Origin of the sequence: Chitinophaga sp. 180180018-3, assembly GCF_037893185.1 — a bacterium.
GTDB lineage: Bacteria > Bacteroidota > Bacteroidia > Chitinophagales > Chitinophagaceae > Chitinophaga.
The window spans coordinates 292,761-314,989 of the sequence record NZ_CP140772.1 but is presented as its reverse complement, the minus strand read 5'-3'; the positions used below and the strand labels follow the sequence as shown (position 1 = coordinate 314,989).

Annotated in this window: 12 protein-coding genes; 6 read left to right on the top strand and 6 right to left on the bottom strand. The window is 46.4% G+C overall.

Going from position 1 to position 22,229, the window contains the following annotated elements; genetic code table 11:
- Positions 1–41 precede the first annotated feature (41 nt).
- The 3 genes from UNH61_RS01300 to UNH61_RS01290 all read left to right on the top strand — a co-directional run bounded on the left by UNH61_RS01300 (position 42) and on the right by UNH61_RS01290 (position 6,112).
- Positions 42–971, top strand: coding sequence for a FecR domain-containing protein (locus tag UNH61_RS01300; RefSeq protein ID WP_326990297.1), 930 nt, complete (start codon positions 42–44; stop codon positions 969–971).
- A 182-nt stretch (positions 972–1,153) separates the two neighbouring features.
- Entirely contained in the window at positions 1,154–4,459 is a 3,306-nt protein-coding gene (locus tag UNH61_RS01295) for a SusC/RagA family TonB-linked outer membrane protein (RefSeq protein WP_326990296.1), read from the top strand.
- An 18-nt stretch (positions 4,460–4,477) separates the two neighbouring features.
- Complete coding sequence (locus tag UNH61_RS01290; RefSeq protein ID WP_326990295.1) at positions 4,478–6,112, top strand: RagB/SusD family nutrient uptake outer membrane protein; 1,635 nt, start codon at positions 4,478–4,480, stop codon at positions 6,110–6,112.
- An 84-nt stretch (positions 6,113–6,196) separates the two neighbouring features.
- Here UNH61_RS01290 and sprA read toward each other — a convergent pair whose 3' ends face one another.
- Positions 6,197–13,462, bottom strand: a complete 7,266-nt coding sequence (gene sprA, locus UNH61_RS01285; RefSeq protein WP_326990294.1) for a cell surface protein SprA — start codon at positions 13,460–13,462, stop codon at positions 6,197–6,199.
- A gap of 37 nt (positions 13,463–13,499) precedes the next feature.
- Positions 13,500–14,090 (bottom strand): Holliday junction branch migration protein RuvA, encoded by a 591-nt coding sequence (ruvA, locus tag UNH61_RS01280; protein WP_326990293.1) that lies wholly within the window; start codon positions 14,088–14,090, stop codon positions 13,500–13,502.
- 189 nt (positions 14,091–14,279) lie between these two features.
- Between ruvA and UNH61_RS01275 the strand changes: the two genes are divergently transcribed.
- Positions 14,280–15,290, top strand: a complete 1,011-nt coding sequence (locus UNH61_RS01275) for a beta-ketoacyl-ACP synthase III (protein WP_326990292.1) — start codon at positions 14,280–14,282, stop codon at positions 15,288–15,290.
- Between the two features lie 72 nt (positions 15,291–15,362).
- Here UNH61_RS01275 and UNH61_RS01270 read toward each other — a convergent pair whose 3' ends face one another.
- The 4 genes from UNH61_RS01270 to UNH61_RS01255 all read right to left on the bottom strand — a co-directional run bounded on the left by UNH61_RS01270 (position 15,363) and on the right by UNH61_RS01255 (position 20,541).
- On the bottom strand, positions 15,363–17,306 hold the full coding sequence (locus tag UNH61_RS01270; RefSeq protein WP_326990291.1) for a HAMP domain-containing sensor histidine kinase: 1,944 nt from the start codon (positions 17,304–17,306) through the stop codon (positions 15,363–15,365).
- Between the two features lies 1 nt (position 17,307).
- Positions 17,308–19,194, bottom strand: coding sequence for a HAMP domain-containing sensor histidine kinase (locus UNH61_RS01265; protein WP_326990290.1), 1,887 nt, complete (start codon positions 19,192–19,194; stop codon positions 17,308–17,310).
- A gap of 113 nt (positions 19,195–19,307) precedes the next feature.
- On the bottom strand, positions 19,308–20,003 hold the full coding sequence (locus UNH61_RS01260; RefSeq protein ID WP_326990289.1) for an NUDIX domain-containing protein: 696 nt from the start codon (positions 20,001–20,003) through the stop codon (positions 19,308–19,310).
- A gap of 46 nt (positions 20,004–20,049) precedes the next feature.
- A complete protein-coding gene (locus UNH61_RS01255; protein ID WP_326990288.1) occupies positions 20,050–20,541 on the bottom strand; it encodes a DinB family protein in 492 nt (163 codons plus the stop codon).
- A gap of 209 nt (positions 20,542–20,750) precedes the next feature.
- On the opposite strand from UNH61_RS01255, the gene UNH61_RS01250 reads away from it, so the two are divergent.
- Both UNH61_RS01250 and UNH61_RS01245 read left to right on the top strand, forming a co-directional pair.
- Positions 20,751–21,218 carry a GNAT family N-acetyltransferase gene (locus UNH61_RS01250; protein ID WP_326990287.1) on the top strand — a complete coding sequence of 156 codons (468 nt, stop codon included), beginning with the start codon at positions 20,751–20,753 and terminating at the stop codon, positions 21,216–21,218.
- A gap of 71 nt (positions 21,219–21,289) precedes the next feature.
- Complete coding sequence (locus tag UNH61_RS01245) at positions 21,290–22,147, top strand: GNAT family N-acetyltransferase (protein ID WP_326990286.1); 858 nt, start codon at positions 21,290–21,292, stop codon at positions 22,145–22,147.
- Positions 22,148–22,229 lie beyond the last annotated feature (82 nt).

Here is a 22,229-nt window from a genome sequence, read left to right as displayed (position 1 = left end):
TTTATTGACCACGTGTTATGATGATTCCCAAATTTTTTCTGATGAAAGAAAAAGCGACAGAACGTTTGCTGGACCGTTATTTAAAAGGGGAATGTACACCGGAAGAACAAAGACGCCTGGAACAGTGGCTGGACAATCGTTCAGCTGCAGGAGAGCATGATATGGTGAACTTTGACCAGAACGAAGTGAGGCGGCGCCTCAAAGCGAAAATAGACCGGCAACTGGCAGTACATCCTCTGGTACGCATGTCTCATTCATTTCGTATAGCCGCAGCAGTTATAGTTATACTGATAGGTAGTTTTATTTTTTTTAAAAGTACGGAAACAGGCAACGCGGCGTATGCTACCACCAGGGCGGGTAAAGGGCAGCGCCTGCGATTCACGCTGAGCGATGGCTCTGTTGTTACGCTCAATGCCGGATCCAGTCTTCGCTATCCCAGGGTTTTCAAGGGCAACAGCAGAAGTGTAACATTATTGGAAGGAGAAGCCTTTTTTGAGATACAATCGCAGGAACGATGCCCTTTTACAGTAGCCACCGCCGGTACACAAACAACGGTATTGGGCACCTCTTTCAATGTACAGGCTTATACTGTGGCCAGAGAAGTGAAGATAACCGTAGTGACAGGAAAAGTAGCAGTAAAGGACCGCTATGGACCCAACGCTATGATATTGCTGCCTGATGAGCAAGCGGCCTTCTCGCCTGCAGGGATACAGAAAAAAAAGGTCAGCGCTGCCGACAACACCGGGTGGTTAAATGGAAAACTGCAATTCAGAAATGAAACGTTGGAAAAGGTAGCCCTGATACTGGAAAACAACTATAATGTAACCTTTACCTTCAGCAAGGATGCAACACGGCATATTCGTTTTACCGCCACCTTCAGTACCAACGACCCGCTGGATAAAATTCTTTTCGCCATTACCAAAGCCAACAAACTTAATTATTCCATGAAAGATAAAGTTATATCACTGTAAATCATCTGGTTCTTTCGTAAAAGAGCAATTACAGATTAGATTAAATCGCTTTGTACATGTACTGACAAACATCAAAAAATAACCAGTATGATCTGTGAAATCATAGCTGGCTATCAGGCAGCCTATGGCCGCCCTGTTTAGAAAAATAAACGACCATTTATTTAACCAAAACGTTCAAATGTATGAAAAAATTCATTTGGTGCCATCTTCATGCCCTGCTGAGAATAGGGTGCATACTATTCCTCCTCAGCGTCACTGCCACCAGTTTGTGGGCAGGGCCGCAAATCAGGCCCAGTGCAAGTTCGGTCAAGATTGATCTGCAGCTGTCCGATAAACCACTACCGGAAATACTAACCCTGATAGAAAAGAAAAGTGGGCTTGGTGTAGTATATAACGATCAGCTGGTAGCCGGTTATAACCATATATCCATTGCAGCTAACCAACAGCCCGTAACAGTTGTACTGGATAAGATCCTGAAAGATACACGGCTCAACTACCTGCAGAAAGATAACCTGGTGATCATCGTAGAAAAGGAAAGCAAACAAAACCCAGCACCCGTTAATACCGGTGATCATCTCAATACGCAGGAACCTGTAAAAGGTAAGGTAACAGACGATAAAGGCGAAGCACTACCCGGTGTAAACGTGAAAATAAAGAATAGTGCTACCGGTACCACCACAGACGTTGGCGGCTACTATACGCTACATACAAACAGTACCGACGCTATACTTGTATTTTCCTATCTCGGCTTCCAGGACCAGGAAATACCAGTATCCGGTCGTACCACTATTGATGTGGTGCTGAAATCCACCGTGGCCAATCTGCAGGAAGCCGTAGTGATTGGCTATGGTACCCAGCGCCGCGGAGATGTGACCAGCGCCGTGGCTACCGTTAAATCGGCCAACTTCGTGAAAGGCCCTGTGCAGGACGCAGGACAACTCATACAGGGAAAAGTAGCCGGTATGACGATTGGTACGCCCAGCGGTAATCCTACCGCTGGTTCTCAGATATTACTGCGCGGCAACACCACCCTGTATGGCGCCAATGCCAATCCTCTCGTGATTATCGACGGCGTACCGGGCGATCTTAAAACAGTAGCGCCGGAGGATATTGAATCTGTGGATGTGCTCAAAGATGGCTCTTCTGCTGCTATCTACGGAGTAAGAGGTTCTAATGGCGTGATCATCATCACCACAAAAAGAGCCCGCGGCAGTTTCTCCAACACGGTCGACTATAGCGGCTATGCTACCACGCAAGTGATTTCCCGGAAACTGGATATGCTCACCGCCCAGGATTACCGCGACCAAATCAAAGCGGGCACCAGGCTCGCATCCTGGGATGCCGGCAGTTCCACTAACTGGCTGATGGAAGCTACCCGCACTCCACTTTCACATGTACATAACCTTACCATCCGCGGGGGCAACGCCACCACCAACTACCTTGTATCCGGTAACTACCGCGCATTACAAGGCATTTTTAAAAAGAGCGACAATAATACCTTTTCCGGAAGAATTGATGTCAACCACAGTATGTTTAACGATAAAGTAAAACTAAATGTGGGCATCCTCAATCAAACCAACAACTATAACCGTAACAATAATGGCATCAATAGTTTCAATGGATGGATATACCGGCAAACGGTGATCCGCAATCCTACTGAACCGGTACGTAAAGCCAACGGCGACTTCTATGAGCAAACAGGCAACTTCGACTACGAAAATCCACTGGCGCTGCTGTATGAAAGCGACGGCCAGGCGAAGAATGTAAACTCCCGTATGAATGCAACGGTAACGTATACCCCTATAGATAATTTAAAGCTGTCGGCATTGTTTTCCTATGCCCGGTTTAATTCCAACAAAGGATACGCAGAGTCCAAGAAGCATATCTCCAACATCAAAAGTGGCGTGAATGGCTTTGCCTCCGTGGCTTCCGACTTATCGATCGACCGCCTGACGGAGTGGACTGCGGAGTATAACCGGCACTTTGGAGAACATCACTTTACCCTATTGGGTGGATACGGTTACCAGGAAAACGAATCATCCGGCAACTATACAGATAACCAGGATTTTCCTACCGACCTGTTTGGCTATAATAACCTGGGGCTGGGAGAAGGCATAAAAAACAAGCTGGCTAATATCAGCAGCTATAAAACAGAAACAAACCTCATTAGTTTTTTCGGCAGGCTCAATTATAACTATGCCGACAAATACCTGTTACTGGCAAGTTTGAGAAGAGAGGGCGCCAGCCAGCTGTATGGAGCCAATAATCCCTGGGGAAATTTCTGGGCGGTATCCGGTGGATGGAGAATTTCCAATGAAGGGTTTATGAGGCAGCAACACCTGTTCGATGATTTGAAACTGCGCGCCGGTTATGGTATCACCGGAAATCCGCCTAATGCAGGCTTTCTCAGCAAACCATTGATCGGTTATGGCGACTATGTGTATACTAACGGTAAATGGTCCAAGATCCTGGTGCCTGCTACCAATCCCAATCCATTTATCCGCTGGGAAGAAAAATCCGAAGCCAATATCGGGTTGGATTTTAGCCTGCTCAAGGGCCGTATCAGTGGTAATATCGATGTATACAACCGTCGCATCAAAGGATTGCTGTATAACTATGCGGTGCCCAGTCCACCGAATCTATACCCGCTTACTACCGCCAACGTAGGTAAGATGGAAAACAAGGGAATAGAAATCATGCTGAACTTTGTGCCGGTTAAGACGAATGACTTTGTATGGAACACCAGCGTTAATTACTCTACCAATACCAACAAATTAATCAGCTTATCCAACGAATTATACCAGACTACCACACCTTACTTCACCACCGGTGCAGCGGGCATACCTATCCAAACCTTTACCAATATTGTAACTGTTGGGAAAGGCATAGGCGATTTTTATGGTTATAAAGTAATTGATATTGATGATAAGGGGAAATGGATATACGAAGGAAGAGATGGTAAACCGGTTAAGTACGACGATTTCCCTCACGCTTTTGAGGATAAGAAAGTTATTGGAAATGGGCTGCCTAAATATTATGCCGGCTGGAATAACAATTTCTCTTATAAGCGTTTCGACCTGGGTATTACCATGCGCGGGGCTTTCGGTTACCAGATCATCAACTCCCAGCGTATGTACATGGAGAATCCCACCATACAGAATTATAATATCCTGAGATCTGCCTATGACAAGGTATTTGGGAAAACCGAACTAAAAGTAAATGCGCTGGAATTTAACAGCTACTATGTAGAAAACGGAGATTTCTGGAAGATAGATAACATTACGTTGGGCTATACATTTGCCGGTCTGAAAAACAAGTACCTGAAGGGAGCCAGGGTATATGTTTCTTCCCTGAATACATTCATTATTACCGGTTACAAAGGGTTAGACCCTGAAGTAAACAGGATGGGACTGAACCCCGGTATGGACGACCGTGATAAATATCCTACTACCCGTTCTTTTACAATTGGTGTGAATCTGAATTTTTAACCACTAAAATTACCGCACATGAAAATGCGCTTTAACATATATGCGTTACCGTTAGTTATGCTGATGATTGTAACGGGCGTGGCCTGTACCAAATTAAAAGATAAACCGTATACTACTATTATCTCCACGGAATTTAATCCTACTAAGGATGATATAGCCGCACTGGTAGGCGCCGGTTATTCCCAGTGGCGGTTTATATTGCTCGACTGGAATGGTTTGTGGCGTGCGCAGGAAGTGACAGCTGATCAGCTGGTGATACCCAAACGTCCATGGGGCTGGTTCGATGATGGGGTGTACCAGCGTTTACACCGCCACACCTGGACTACAGACGACGACGTAGTGAATCAAACCTGGTCAAGAACTTATGCAGGGATTACCAACTGCAACCGTATTATTTACCAGATAGAATCCGGCCTGATACCCGTAGGCGATGCAAAACCCGCTACACTGGCCGAACTCAAAGTACTGAGAGCGTCCTACTATGCCGTGTTATGTGATTTTTATGGGAATGTTCCCCTGGTGACCAGGTTCGATCTGCCGATGGGATATTTACCCAAACAGAACACCCGGAAAGAAGTATATGATTTCATAGTAAAGGAAATCACAGACAATATTGGGTTGCTCCGCAGTGCCAATGATGTGAGTACTTATGGCAAGTATAATAAGTGGGCAGCTTTTACCCTGCTGGCTAAAATGTACCTGAATGCCGGTGTGTATACCGGTACCCCTGAGTGGACTAAATGCATCAGTGCCTGCGACAGTGTTATTAACTCCAATGCCTATATCCTGGAGGCAGCGCAGAAGAATGTTTTTGTGACAGAAAACCAGAACTCCAAAGAAATAGTGTTGGCGATTCCTATGGATGAAGACTATACCAATAACTGGAACGCCTTTGACCTGCACATGCAAACACTGCAACAGGAAAACCAGGCTACCTACAACCTAAAAAATACGCCCTGGGGCGGCATTTGCGCCATTCCACAGTTTATCAACACCTTTGACCAGACTGATGCCCGCTACCAACGCAACTGGATCAAGGGACAGCAGTACACCTCATCAGGACAAATGCTATATGTAGCGCAGGGTGACTTTGCCGGTAAGCCCCTGATATTCGTAAATGAACTACCAGGGCTGGAGAAAGGCGAATCTGTACATGGGTTCAGGTTAGGTAAATTTGAGATAAAAATGGGGGCCTCTAACCGCCTTAGTAACGACTTCCCGGTATTTCGTTATGCAGAGGTGCTGATGATGAAAGCAGAAAGTTTGTTACGCACCGGGAAAGCTGATGAAGCGGCCGCGATAGTGACGCAGGTAAGGCAGCGCAATTTTCTCAACGACCCGGCCAAAGCTTTGGTGACCGGCGCGCAGCTGAAAGCCGGCAGTGTGTATGCTTATGGCATGAAAGACCAGGTAAATAACCAGTTTACGAACGAAGGCGGCGCGGATATTGAATATGGCCGTTTTCTTGATGAACTGGGCTGGGAATTCGACCAGGAAGGACATCGGCGTACAGATATGATCCGGTTTGGAGTATTTACTAAAAAGTCGTGGTTATCGCATGCAGCTACCAACAATATCAACAGGACCCTATTCCCCATTCCCAGGACCGAAATACAAAAGAATGGCAACCTGGCCCAGAATCCAGGATATTAGGCATAAGTAGTATAAAAATAAAAACCGTTCCAGGTACCTGGAACGGTTTTTTTATGCGGATCAAACATATCTATATATTCTTCCCTATTGAGAAAGGATAAACCTGAACGTTAACCCTCCACTCGTGCTCGTGATCGGATACGACGTAGATATAACAGGAATGGTTTGTCTGCGATCATAGAAGAAACGCAGGTTCAACCTGTTATTGACGATATAGTCGATCGATGGTGAGATACCAATTACTTTCTGTCCGCTCGTTGGAATCGACAGATCGGCATCCAAACGATTATTAGCCGTTTTATCATCGCGGAAGCTCAGATCCAGTTTAAAGTTGATATCATTCTGCAGCCGCTTGCCACCGTTTTTGTTGAAGGAAAATGGCAGCTGCATACCACGTACGCGATAACCGGCGCCAATGATGATTTCACTGGAACGAACTTCCGTCAGCTGATAATCGATCAGGCTCAGACTGAGCGACCGGCTCTTTCTGAATTCCAACCGTGCACTGAGGCTGTTGATAAAGGTCATATCTACTCCCAGCAATGGAGAAAACGCTTCTGTGATTGTCAGGTTAGGCACGAGGAAATACGGGTAATAATTACCGGACACCGTGTCTCTGAAGGCAGGGAAACCGGAGAGCCTTGGATCTTCAAAATACATGGAAGTATTATAAGAATTCATGGCCAGCTTGCCGGTATATGCATGCCGGAGTGTAAAATTGGTCAGGAAGCTGCGGAATGGTTCCAGCTTGGTAAGACCGTTGTATGTCACGCTCCAGTTAAGTTTCGGAATATAATTCGAGAATGGATTACTCTTCACATTATCATTTCCCTGTTTCAGCAGCGACACCTTATCAGGTGTAGTACCTGTATAGGCTGCGAGGAAAGCCGGGATCAGCACATCCTGTGCATAACGGGTATAACCATACGCATATGACGGATCTTTCGGATCGTTCACTGGCACGCCGGGATCTTTGTTATAAGGATTGGCTGCTCCCAATCGGCGCGAGATGGCATTACGATAACCCTCGAAATTCCGGAACGTTTGCGACACACCATCAGCAGTATTGATCTTACCGAACATCGTTTTGATGGCGATATAAGTGATCTCGAAACCACCGGCGTCATATGGGCTCAAATGTTGATAGTTGGGTGGATCTGTGAGGTTCTTGAATAATTCTGTATGCGTTTTTGTGAACGATTTGGTCATGTTCAAATCAATCCGCAGATCATTGAACGGCTCCAGTTGTGCCTGTAGATCCCATCGTTGGGTATACTGCTGCTGCGCCTGTATGTTGAACAACGTATCGGGCGTAATGAGCCCTTTCTGTGCAAACTGATCCAGCCATTTCCTGTCGGGCTGATAACCGAATACAAACTTCAATCCAGGGGCCATTGATGCCCAATTCATACCCAGGATCTTGGTACTATCAATATAGCCTGGCAAACGCGTACCTGCATTTTCGTTATAGTTGAAGCCAACACGCTTCAGCATCATCAATGGCTTCAGCATCGCTTTCACCCAGGGCGATATTTCGTCGGAAGCGACTTGTTGATTTTGCTGATTTTGTTGGTTTTGTTGATTATTGTTTGACTTGCTATTTTGATTATTCGACGGCATTATTTGTTTACGGGCATTGACCTTACGCAGGAACTTTGATTTGTTATAGAGTTCCACGAATTTAAATTCTGCCGTCAGTGTTTTCTGCATGGAGTTTTCGATGGCGTTACCGAGGTAAAGTGCCAGCTGCGACGCGCCTGTCCAGCGGTATTCCGTGCTGTAACCAAACGATATGTTCGTCCAGTTCAGTGCAGGGAACTTGCTTGTAGGCAGGTTATACGTGAAATTAGCGTTGTGCATGTAGTTCACGTTACGTCCTCCGCGGAAGAAATTCCTCCACACCGTATCTTTTTTGGATGAGGAATTCAACCGGCCGTATGGTTCGTCGATACGTGCGTTATTCACAGCGTTGAACTCGAAGTTAATGCTCCGTGTCAGATCCCATTTAACGGTGTAGTAACGATCGAACGTAAAGTACTTGTTATACGTTTCGGGCAGTTGATACTTGACATCTCCCCCCACGTTACGCACACGGGTAGCCCCGAATTGCCTGGATACATCGGCCCGGAAACTGAGGATCGACGGCACATAGTTCACATTAAAGTCTTTTATCAGATCCAGCCAGTGAGTTTTTGTCTTGAAAAGCTTTTTAAACGGTTCCAGGTAATGTGGCTGCCCCGCGAAATTGTAGCCCAAACCGGCCCTGTGCTTTGTCAGCAAATCGGTTTGAATAAGCGGATTATGGCGATATATCTGCGAGAAGGAATAACTGATATCAAAGTTCTCCAGATCCCATAATCGTCGCCGTTTTCCATTCAAACTAAGTTTACGGACGTTGGTAAAGTTGAGGCTCTTAATAGAGGTAAAGTCCTGCGCATCCCGTCTGATCGAATCCCTTTCCCTTCGGTTTCTCGCCAGGGCCATCTTATCTTTCAGCTTAATGTCGAGGTCGTACGGATCATATTCCGGGTTGCTGGTTGCCTGAGAATAACCGGCATACACAGGGATGGAGATACCGGCTTTCTTGGGCAGCAACTTACCCAAATCCAGGTTGGCAGCCGCATCGTATTGCAGGAAATTATCTCTGAACCTTTCATTCACGCGCTGATCAATATTACCGAACCCGGCTGTGTGCATATTACCCGACACGGAAACAGTACCCAGATCAGAGAGTTGTACATCCACCCGGGCCAGTGCAGCGTAACCACCTTTTTCATCGAAGTCGGTCAGGCGAAGTTCATCCAGCCACACTTCTCCGCATCGGGGTATACCGTCGTCTTTCGGATTCAGGATACCAATCATCATGGTGCGGGCATCGCCCAGGCTGGGGTTACCTACTACCTGCATAAAGTTACCATACTGGTCCGCTACCGGATTAGCAGGATAAGGCAGCAGCGGAGAGCAGGAATCACACATATTACGTTTCTGCTTCAGGGCACTCAGTTGCGATAATACCAGGTCGAGGTTATTTCTTTCAGGCCAGATGTCCAGCGCTGTTTTAGGTCCGTTCCAGTCTGTTACTTTCAACGGAATACGGTATTCGTAATAGTTGCTGACAAAATCGCTTCCTATACGGATAACTGCCTGTATCTGTCCATCTTTCAGTGCACCTGCGCTACCGGTAGCTTCCGCGTGAATATACATCTGCATCCGTTTATACTGACGCATATCCATGTTCAGGTTCTTATATACTGAACGGATTTCACCGTCTTTCAGGTTACATACCTGCAGCGACAACGACTGTTCGTTCAACTGCAAAGTTGTATTGTTGGCGCTGATGGTATTCTGACGTACCACTCCCGGAGGCAGTACATAGGGAATCGGTGTACGGGAAGAGTTTTCTTCAATATTAACCGCAGAAGAATTGAAGGTGGTTGAATTGTCGACCGGGATCGGATCTCCGGGCCGCAGTTCGTACATATAACGGCGCCATTGGTTGCGCACCAGTTCCAGTTTACCAAAGCGCACCACTACTGAGTCGCTGAAGTTGGTAAGGAACATACGCATGAACCGGATGGATTTGAAGTCTGGTATGCTGCCCACTTTGGCATTATACTGGTTCAACGGTACCTTAAACTGGTACCAGGCTTCTGTTGTTTTCTGTCCATTCGGTAATGTTACATCTGCATCGATTCTGTCTACAATGAAATTCGTACCCACCTGCATGTTAGGTTTGAGATCAACCCGGTACTGGAAGTATTCTTCCGTTTCATTCATGGTATTATCCTTGTTCAGATCTTCCGATTCAGGGATATTGGTAGCTGCAGAGGAGAACTGCGCGTTCGGGCTGGATACCGGTGAGTTGCCTTCCGGATTGCTATATGCCTTGTAACGTTGCAATATAGGCATCCCGTTGTACGATGGATCACGATAATGCTTATAGTCATCGTTAGATGCATCTTTGAGGGCCTGGTTATATACCGGGGAGCCGGCAAAGTTCATCGCCAGCGTATCCATGTATGTTTTATAAAAAGCTGCTTCGTCCTGAGATCTCAAACCATCGTAACCTACGTCCTGATAAGCACGGATAGCAGGGTCGTTATCGAACGCCTGCGTGATCTGTTGCTGGAATTTAGGCTGACGGCCCCATTTGGAAGAATCTATCTTGTTAGGATCCTGACTGGGGTTAGGCATACCATTCTCAAAGAATTTCTTTGAGTCCTTGAGGATGTCTTCAGATACGTTACCCAGGTTGAAATACAGGGCGCCGCCCTTGCTGTTAGGCTGTTTTATAAACGGATCCTGTATCCAGAATTCGATGTATTCGATATTCGCTGTTTCAAAGTCGCTGTTGTCGATCGCCCTCATAACCCCACCCCATCTGGTTTGCGGGCGGGTAAGACGGCCATTGCGATCCATCCCCATCAGGTCACTGGTAAAGTTATACGGGCCTCTTTCGGTAGGATAATAGGCCAGATCGAGGGTGCTTAACTGACTTTGACCAAAGTCGGTAGACCTGTTTTTAAATACTTCTTTCTGATAAACCAATCGTACGCGGGGATCCGATTGATCATCGGTAGTGATACCCTGCGGCAGGTTGGGCGACCTCGGTAATTGCAGGGTAGGTTCGATGATATACCAGGCCAGTTTTGCCCTGTTTTTTCCGTAATCCAGCACATTATTCAGTGCGGCTTCCGGGAACATTTCCCGTCCATTGGCATCGGTGGCGCCTTTGGGGGTGGAAGCCAGGGCCCAGCTGGTAGCCGGAAATTTAAGATCGTACCCGCTTTTCGTACCTTCAAAATCATCTATATACGCAGTACCTGAGCGGCTGCCTGGTTCGTTCACCAGCTTACTATGCCCCGGGAACAACCGGGCTACCTCACCGGTAAACAGGATGTGTGAAGGAGTAGTGCTTGTATAGTTGGGCAATTTATCGAGCAGGCGGTTGAGGCCTTTCCATTCGGAAGCGTAGTTTACATCAAGTCCTACCATGGTATTTTTGATAGGATCTTCGCCGTAGTTCACCTTCTGGTAATACGGGCGCTCACTCATACGTACGATGGTACCTCCCAGACTTAATTTATCATTGACGATATAATCGAGCCGGGTTCCAAAGTAGTTTCTTACCTGTTGCCCAAATAGTGCGTTGTTCTCGAACTGAACGTTGATGGGCAGACCAGAGCTGAGGATACCGCCATTGATGATTTTCAACCGGCCCAGGTTATAGTCGATGATATAGTCCACGTTTTCCCTGAGCATCTGGCCACCGGCTGTCACAGTTACAGATCCAGGGGGAATAGTACCTGCGCCAAGACTGATTTCCGACGAACTGGCCGATTTATAGGACCCTCTGATCACATAGCGGTTCAGTTGCGGAAATTGCTGTGCCACCACCTTGATGGAGTCGTACAGGACATTATAGAGATATTGTTTTTCCAACGCAGCATCCCCGCCGAATGCCTTTTTCAGGCCGCCGGCAAAGGGTTCCAGTACGGGGAACATGATTTTTCCTGTCAGTGAGTTGATGGTGTAGCCTTCCACATAGTCGAACACCCCATCGGGCTGAGGATCCAGCTGGTTATTCAGTCGATCGAGGTTCAGGATGGTGATGATCGGCGCGCCGGCAAATTCTCCTTTAGCGTCGGGTATGTAGCGTTTATCGCTGGGTGGGCGTCCTTCAGCACCCGGATCTTTATAATAAACATCCATCCGGAAATCCTCTTTATTTACCTGGAATGCACCGGTAGCATAGATGTTTTTCATCATCAGGTGCCAGATAGGTAAAGTAGGACGGGCAGATGTAGCTTTCAGGAGTTTCAGGAACAACATAGGCGAATTAGCGCTGTTGTTCTGATCCGGTGGTACATCCTGGGAAAATTCACCCACCTGGTATACGCGGCCGTTGTAGGTATACTGGTAGGCTACCGCCAGTACTTCATCCGGCTGCAGCTGCTGATTCAGGGAAATGAAGCCCAGTTGCTTGTTATAGGTATATTCTGTAGAATCAAGTTTACGGGCGAAGGTTTTTTCAAACTCCGAAACCGGCTGCAGACCAAGGCCCAACAGTCGGCTGACTACCGTACTCGTATTACGGCTGGCAGGATCCCTGATCAGGTTTGCATACAGATCGTTAGTTCCCCTGTCTGGTAGCTTGGAAGAAGTCAGGACGTGGATATTAGGGTTGTAGGGTTTATACTCCCCGAGATCCATTAAACCCACGATATCGCGCGTTTGTGTAGTGGCACCGGTTTTATTGGTCACCCATACTTCCAGTCTTGTGATATTGGTCATGGACCTTATCACAGGAAGGTTAGCCATGGCGTAGTTGAAAGTATCCCGGTAGTATTGGGCCAGCAGGAAGTGACGGTTATCCTCATATTCGTCGGCCCGCAGGTTATAGTCCTGTACCTGGGTACCTCCTTTCAACATCAGGTTCTGCTTTTGTGATTTCTGATTGGAAAGCACGCTGGTAACGGTCAACCGGCCGAACTGCAGTTGGGTTTTAACCCCAAAGAGCGACTGTATACCTGATATCAGGGTACTGCGCAGGGGGAAGCTGACGTTACCAGCTTCGATTTTCTTGATAATCTCATCTGCGTAGCCGGTATATTCCAGTTTCACCTGGTTTTCAAAATCGAACTGGGCCTGGGTGTTATAGTTGGTAATCAGTTTGAGTTTATCGCCGATCTTGCCTACCACGTTCATATTGATCCCCATGTCGAAGTTGAAGCCCCCATTTTTCCGGGCCTGTTCTACAAGCACGGGGTTTTTGATGTTCTGGCCCTGGTATCCGAAAGTGAGGTCGAGACTCCCCTGAGGGCGGATATCTACCTTGCTGCCTCCGAAAATGCGGTCAAAGAGGTTATTGCCATTGTATAAGGCGGGGCCATTGGCGCGCTGGTTAAGATTTCCCAGCATGCTGGCTCTTTTCTGCCAGTAATCCTGTTCACTTTGCTTTGCCTGGAGTTTATAAAACTCGTCAAAGCTCATATAGGTGGGATTACGGTAATATTGATTCCCTATTTTTTCGGTGACGGTATATTGTTTGGTAACAGGGTCGTATTCTACTGTTTTGTTGATGTTTGCCGGGTCCTTCAGATCAATAGCGTTTCCCTGCCCCTGATCTGTTATTCTGGGGCCGCGTCTGTCCTGAAGGGGGTATTTCAAGGTATCTTTTTTTCCGGTAGTATCGATTTTGGTTTGACCATTAATGGCGGTATCCGACTTCCAGCTCCAATTCTTCAATGACTTCAGATTCCCAGAACGATCCCTAGCGGCAGTATCAACAATGATAAAGGATACAATTGTCACGACAACAAAAGCACCATAGTATGTTTTTCTTGCCAAGAAAAATAGGTTTTATAGAGGATGTTTTTTTAATTGATTATAGGCTTCTCAGCGCTTTCTTAATCAGCTCTTCGAGATTTTGCAACAACGGTTCATTTTTCATAACTCTCTGAATTGCCGATTCTGCCATGTTCCGGGCTATCCCCAGAGTTACCAGAGCATTTAACGCATCTTCGTGCATTGTATTGTTCGCAACAGAAGATAAATGTACTGCACCAGTATCTTTCTGTTTCGTCACTTTATCTTTCAATTCCAGGATAATCCTTTTGGCTGTTTTTGCCCCGATGCCTTTTACACTTTCGAGCATTTTTTCATTTTCCATCATGATAGCCCGTTGGACATCTTCCGGCTGAAGGGAAGAAAGCATCATGCGGGCGGTACTTGCTCCAACGCCCGAAACACTGATCAGCAGCAGAAAAAGGCTTCTTTCTGCTTCTTCAAAAAAGCCATACAGGGTATGTGCATCTTCCTTAACCTGCAGAAAGGTTAACAGCTTACAACTCTCCATATCCTGTATCCGGGAATATGTATTGAGGCTGATCTGTACTTCGTACCCAACTCCATTCACATCCACATGCACAAGAGCAGGTGACTTATAAGACAATTTTCCGTTCAGATAAGCGATCATACAGGTAAAGGTTCAGTAATTTAGTTAAACTTTTGGAAATTAATCAATAATGTACTCCTGGAAACCGGGGCAAAGATGCTAACTTTTGGCGGATTGTCAATCCTTTATATTGATCATATGCTAGTTTTTTAGGAAATATTCGTTTATATCGTATTTTTACGCCTCGTTTTAAACACATATTTAGTTTATATGAATAAAATAACGGCCGCCATTACAGCGGTGGGTGGGTATGTTCCCGACTACGTGCTAACCAACCAGGAGTTAGAAAAATTAGTAGATACGACCGACGAATGGATACTCACCCGGACGGGGATTTCGGAGAGAAGAATACTGAAGGGAGAAGGGAGAGGAACGTCCGACCTATGTGTACCGGTTGCGTTAGAGATCTGCAGGAAGAGAGGTATCTCTCCTGAAGAAATTGATCTGCTCATCGTGGCCACTGTAACTCCGGACATGACATTTCCGGCTACTGCCAATGTGGTAACCGATAAAATCGGCGCCAAAAATGCCTTTGGATTCGATATCAGCGCTGCCTGCTCTGGTTTCTTATATGCACTTGACACGGGCGCCCGCTTTATTGAAAGTGGCCGTTACAAGAAAGTAATGGTAATAGGCGCGGATAAAATGAGCTCTATTATTGATTATACCGACAGAACCACCTGTATTATCTTCGGAGATGGTGGCGCCGGCGTACTGCTGGAACCTAATACAGAAGGATACGGGCTGCTGGACAGCATCCTGAAAAGTGACGGACATGGCCGTGAGTACCTGCACATGAAAGCCGGTGGCTCTGTAAAACCAGCCAGCATTGAAACCGTGAATGCCCGTGAACATTACGTTTACCAGGAAGGCAAGATGGTATTCAAATACGCTGTTTCCAACATGGCACAAGCCGCGAAGGATGTGTTGACACGCAATAATCTTGTTGCTAATGATATTGCCTGGCTGGTACCTCACCAGGCCAACAAACGTATCATTGCTGCCACTTCCCAATATATCAACCTGCCGGACGAAAAAGTAATGATGAATATTCAACGGTATGGTAATACCACTGCCGGTACTATTCCATTATGCCTCTGGGATTATGAAAAGCAACTCAAAAAAGGCGATAACCTGCTGATGGCTGCCTTTGGTGGTGGTTTCACCTGGGGCGCAAGCTATATCCGCTGGGCTTACGACGGTGATAAAGTAGGAAAATAAGCCCCTGGCTTAAAATATATAGCAAGGCTATCTGATATTCCCTCTTATGGGGGATATATCTGATAGCTTTTTTTATGCAACAGACGTGGGCATACCGGGAAAATCGATGGTAAAAACCAGGTATTTCCCGGCTGATTCGGTCACCGTGGTGGTGCCATTCATCTTTTCCACAAAATCCCTGACAATAGCCAGTGTCAGGGCATGCATATCGTCCTGCCATCTCGATAATGATTTCAGGATTGTTGTTAAGTTATCTCCTGTATCTGCCGTGATCCGTATGAAAGTTCTTTCCCCTGTCACCCACGAGGTAATGACCAACAACGTTGCCGGCTGCGTAAACCCTATTGAAAGACGTACCAGGTGCAACACCACCATTTTCAACATCTCCCGGTCGCTACAAACAACAATATTTTCCGGCGCCTGATTCACTATCGTCAGCATTTTCTCTGCTGCCACCGGGGTTAGTGCTTTTGTCACTTCCCGGAGAATGTCGTTTAGCTTACAGCTGACCGGCTGATATTTAAAACCCGAGAGCTGCAGAGCAATCCATTTCAGGATATTATCGAATACCGACAGCGTATTTCCTGAAACAATAGCAATTTTCCTGATCAGGGCCGCCATGGATGGCTGATCTATATCCTTCGAGCCAAGCTGCAGGGCAGCATCGGAAATATAATGCAAAGGTGCTCTGAACTCATTGGCGATAACTGCTATCAGCTTATTCTTAAATTCGTCGTTCGCCTTTAATGTTACATTCCTGAGGGAGATGGCAGCATATCCGGCCGCCATCATTTTTTCATGGGCCTGTGAAACCCGGTATTGGCGATGCCTGACGAAAAGCAGTATTAACAGGAGGATCACTATCACAATCAACCCCGCTGCTATTTGCAGCTTATATATCTTCTCTGATCTTGCCCGCTCCAGCTCTTTCTGCTGTTGTTGTATTCTTGTCGCAAGCTTATGGAGTGATTGCTGTTTGAGGAAGAAATTAATGTAATTCACATTATCACGTTTCTGCTGAAACCGGGGCTTCACGGCCATTTTCATAATCTCTCCGCTATAATAATTTTCCTTTTCCCGGTTTCCCTGTTGATGGTAATAATCTACTAAACCTACAAGTGCCGGCAATACCAGTTCCGGACAACCGGCCTTTCTTGCAAGCCCGAAAGTAAGTTCCCTGTAATAAGTGGAATCAGCCTCGTATCCCATTTGACGGTACTCCTCTACATGGCTGTAAATCTCCATGGCCACAAACGGCATTCCTCTCTGCAGCGCCTCATCGCCCAGTTCATTGATTCTGGCTTCCGCCTCGTTACCACGGCCCTGTTTCACCAGGGTATCGGCCTGGTAGGTATCTACATACAACGATACCCTATTGTAAGGATATTTCCGGCTTATAACACCAGCCTGCCGCAGCGCCCATTGTACGGAATCCTTACGGGTTGTATCTGCATGAAAGCGTATGGCATAGTTTATCAACAATATGGAGTATACAGAATCATTCTCCGGCGGCAGGCGCGACGCCATATGAAACGCTTCATAAAAGTAATTATTTGCTTCTTCAGGCCGGCCCTGGTTAAGGTAAGATATATAGATGTCGTTTAACGTAAGAACAATGCGGGCACTGTCGGCCAGACTCTTATGTAATTGCAATGCTTTATAACAATAGAAACCCCCAATGTTGAAATCCGTTCGCAATATATAACAACAGCTCATGAGGTCGTAAGCATCCGCCAAACCTCTTTTATCCTGTAAGCGGCTGGCCATTTCATATTCCTTCACCGCATAAAAGAAGCTGCTGTCGATATTCGTCGTCATGTAAAACGTACCCACCTTCCCCAGCATTAGCACATACTTCCCGCTATCCTGCGTGGATGCCAGCTCCTTTAATAATACAGGTAACTGAGATTGCTGGCAGCGAGCCTTCTGGCAACCACAGCAGCATCCACCGGCAATCAGCACAATGATCACCAGTATTCTGTAACCCGCACGCTTATAGGGTGCCAAACCACTCATGCTATCCCTTTTTTGGTACTTCAGGCAGCTGATAATAAAAGGTGCTGCCTTCTTCCCGGTTGTTTTCTGCATTTATCCTCCCATTCATCTTATCTATAAAATCTTTACAGATAATGAGGGCCACGCCAGCCCCTTTGCCGGTACGCTCCTGCTCATACGCACTGCTGCTCCAATTAAAGAGAGAAGGTAATACACCGGCATCAATGCCGGCACCCTCGTCGGTAACTGACACTGTAAGCCAGCCTGCTTCACGTGTGGCTTTGATGGTGATCAGTCCGCTGTCTGGTGAGAACTTGATTGCATTATGCAAAAAATTCCGATGAATGAATTGCAGCATCTCATAGTCCCCCCAAATGATGGTATCTTCCGGAATGTCGGTAACAATGCTGATATCTTTTGCAGCAACCAGGTGTTGCAGATTATAAATAGTGGTTTTCATCATATCCATCAGCAGGAACCGCTGCGGGTAATAGATAAAACCAGACAGCTGTGTCCTTATCCATCTTAATATTTCCTCAAATACATTAAGACTTGATGCCGCCGTACGCTCCACCTCCAGTATCATATTAGCCGCATCGGTAACGGAAAGCGCCTGTTCGTCAATGAATCCGGTGATATTGACGATATTATACAACGGCGTCCGGAAATCATGCGCGATCATGGAAATAAGCTTGTTCTTGAAATCATCATTGTCTTGCAATGCCTGGTTACCTTTAGCGATTTCTGCCTGCAGATCGGCCATCCGTGCGGCATTCTTATGAGAAAGCCGGTAGGCACGGATAAAATAAGCCAGCATTACCGTTAACAACACCGCGATAGCGGTAATAATGAGTATCTGGAAAAACCAGAACCGGTTAATACTCTTGCTTTTCGTTAGTTGCTGGTGTTGGGTCTGTTGCTGAATTCGCATCGAATCCATCCATTCATCCCCAAAGGCGTACGACAGGTAATCCGCTTCTCCGGCCACCATGTCGTCCTGTTGCTGTACCATTACTCTCAGTGCAAGACGGCTGTATTTTGCAGCTTCCTTTGTATCTCCGATATGCTGATAGTGGTGATACAAGGCATTGATCACTGGTAATACCAACCCGGTATATCCACCGGCTGCTGCATAGTCTACAGCCTTCCGTTGATATACCAGCGAATCTGCCTGCCGCAATGCTACCTGGTAATACGCCACCAGGGTACTGGCATACATCGCAACATAGTTCAACCCGATGCTGTCGGCCTGCAGTGTTATTGCTTTCAAATCGCTGATAGCTTTATCCATGCGTCCTGCCCGCTGTTCTTCATGATCCCGGAACAGGCGCGTATATATCAGTCCAAGTTGGTCGGCGTACTTTTGCGTAAGTACTTCTGCCTGCTGTAACGCCTGTTGTGCAGACGGCAGTGTGGCCGAATCTGATTCATTGACTGTGTAATAATTCACCAGTACCCAGGCCCGCAGGGAATCCAGATGGAGGTCTGTAACGATATTCAGGGAACGGGTCAGGAAATCCTTTGCTTCCCGCAATTTTCCTTCATACTGAAAGTAAAGGCCGATGTTCATCAGCACGGAAGCAACACCTGCTGAGTCTCCGGCGGCCCGGCAGGCATTCAGGGCATTGTCGTAAAAAAGGTAGGATAAATAACGATGTGGCCTTAGCGCATAATAGCGTCCTACAGATCGTAAGGATTCACGCTGCCCCTTGTCGTACCCGATGCGTTCCGCGATATTCTTCGCCATCCGGGCATATTGCCCGCTGCTGTCGAGCTGACAGGGAAGATACCATAGCGAAAGCCGGTTCAGGGCGTCCACATAAGCTGTACTGTCCGTTATATGTGATAACGCATTCTTCGTTGCAGTAATATTGCTATTATACTGGGCACATAAAGAATGTGAAATCAAAAAAAGGCTATAGAGGCCTGCGTAACGCAAACACAACATAAAGGGGATTAAACAACCTGTAAAATAATTTTATTTACAGTTCCCGCTTTCATCCATTTTATTCATTTTAGAACTCAGATCTCGAATACCAGCCCTTTACGTTTCAGGGCATCATACTTTTCCGGGTCAAATCTGTATAAGTGGGCTCCTTTCTTGGAGGAAGTCTTATCTTTTTCCTCCAGTTTTTCCATTACATCCAATGATAGAATCTTCTTGCGGAAATTGCGTTTATCAAGTGTTTTTCGGTAAATTTCTTCATAGAGGCTACGGAGTTGGGAGAGGGTAAATTTCTCCGGCAAGAGCTCGAAGCCGATGGGGTGGAATTGTGCGTTGTTACGCAGCGCTTCCAGTGCGTCTTCGATCATTTTCCGGTGATCGAAGATTAGTTCGGGAATTTCATGCAGTTCCAGCCAGTGTGCGCCATGTTCCCTGGCCAGCGGCTTATCGTGATTCGGAATACGTATAAGCGCATAATAAGCCACTGAAATAACCCTGGCGCCGGAATCACGTTTTACTTCGCCATAACAGCGCAGCTGGTTCATATAAATATCATTCAGCCCGGTAGTGAGCTCCAACACCCGCGCGGCCGCTTCATCGGTACTTTCCTCCTCCTGAACAAATCCTCCCACTAACGACCATTCCCCCTCCATTGGAGCTACTTTCCTTTGCATGATCAGTAACTTCAGGCGTCCTTCATCAAAACCAAAGATGATACAATCTACTGCCACCAGGTGTTTCGGGGCTTTTGCATAAAAAGATGCAGCATTCATATAGGAACTTTAACGCAGAAAATCAGATAAAAATAATAAAATCCACCTATTTTTTGGGCTTAAACCGGCCGAACGATATCACAGGGATCCTGCTGACTCCTAATTGTTCCAACATATATACAAGTTGCCCCCGGTAGAAAGTACTATTATTACACATCTCCATAATAACATCCTGTACCGGCATTTTATAATGCTCACTCTTTTTCTGAGTAAAAGCGATGGTGTGATCCAGTTTCACGAGGGTAGCTTTTTCCACCCATTTCTCCAACAGCAACGATTGTTTCAGCCATTCGGCGCAGGCGTCGGCCAAAGTACCTTCAAAGCCTTCCGACGGATCTGCTGCTTTCTCCGTCAGCTGCAACCGCTCATACCAGCAGTACTCCGCCGACCAGAGATAATATACCCCTGCCCTCAGTGTAGACAAGCCCCCGCCGAGGTCCCTGTCGAGCTGCTCTTCCTTCAGTTTCAGCAATACTTTCACCAGCTGCTGGTTTGCCCAGTGGTTATAAGCAGCATAATGCAGCAACAAATTTTTCATGTACCGAAAGTTAAAACTGTTTTACCCTAAACATCCTACAAATTACAATATTGTTTTTCATTTTGGCATACGATATTTATCATGACTTCCCACGCCGATAGTGCCCCGGGGCTGAGCCGGCAAACAGATTAGGACAATTTTGATTATTTTGCACCGGATACAGACGGGCAATTCATTACACTTGTCCCTGCAAACAAATATTCATTACTATGGCAGATATAACAGTAAGGGTTGCACGAAAAGAAGATTGCCCGCGATTAATGGAGCTCATCAGGGAACTGGCTGAATATGAAAATGCCGTTGAAGAAGTAACAGTAACACCGGACCACTTCGAAAATGCGGGCTTCGGCCCATCCCCTGTATGGAAAGGATTTGTAGCTACCACGCAGGAGAACGGGCAGGAAAAGATACAGGGAGCTGCACTGTATTATGTACGCTATTCCACCTGGAAAGGCTGCCGTATGTACCTCGAAGATATCATTGTTACTGAACAATGGAGGGGAAAAGGGATCGGTAAGTTATTGTTTGAGGCATTGCTGGAAGAAGCCAGGGAAAAAGCATTCAGCGGCATTGTTTTTCAGGTGCTGGAATGGAATACTCCTGCCATTAACTTCTATAAAAAATATACTGATAAATTCGATCCGGAATGGATCAATGTCAGCATAGATTTAAAATAACTTTCCGTTCATAACATTCCCGGAGGGCATGTCACTAATCATCATTAATATTGGTAACATACCATTAGATTATGATTTTCATACAGGACTTCCGCACGCTCGAACATGTGACTACCCTGGAGCTTTGTAATACATTCAACGCTGCCTTCAGTGACTATATAGTGCCGCTGCACCTGACTCCTTCCATACTGGAACAAAAGATACAGGGAGAAAACCTGCAACGCAATTATTCCATCGGAGCCTATGCCGGAGATAAACTGGGGGGCTTTATACTGCATGCAGTCGATAATAAAGAAAGGCCTGCAGTACTATATAACGGGGGAACCGGTGTAATATCGGACTACCGCGGCCAGCACCTCGTGCAAAAAATGTACGATCGTTTCATACCGGTATACCAGCAAAATGGCATACGCAGGATCATACTGGAGGTGATCAGCACCAACCTGCCCGCCATCAAGGCATATACCAATACCGGCTTTGAAAAGATACGCACAATCCACTCATTTAAAGGTACTGTAGGAAAACTGCCATCCAATAAAGACGCGGGTATCAGCATCCAACCCAACAACGCACCCGACTGGGGCACCCTGGCCGCATTTATGGATATGACACCTACCTGGTCGAACACCATAAGCAGTATCAGGAGGGAAGCGCCTTACACAGCTACCTGGGAGGCCGCTATTGAGGGACAAACGGTGGGTTTCATCAGTGTTCATAAAGACACCCGGCGAATCAGGAATATTGCTGTACACCCCGGTTTCCGCAGAAAAGGTATAGGTACTGCGCTGCTGCAATATGCTGCCGACAAGGTCAACGGCCCGATGACGATCATCAATATCGATGAAAATTTCCCTGAAATTAGCCAGTTCCTTCAGTCCGCAGGACTGGAACAATATCTTTCGCAGTATGAAATGGAGCTGAAGCTTTGAATAATTAAGGATTAGGAATATAGAAAGAAGAATGCCAGCAGAGATAGTAAACGCGAAAATCATATCGGTGCTATCTCTGCTG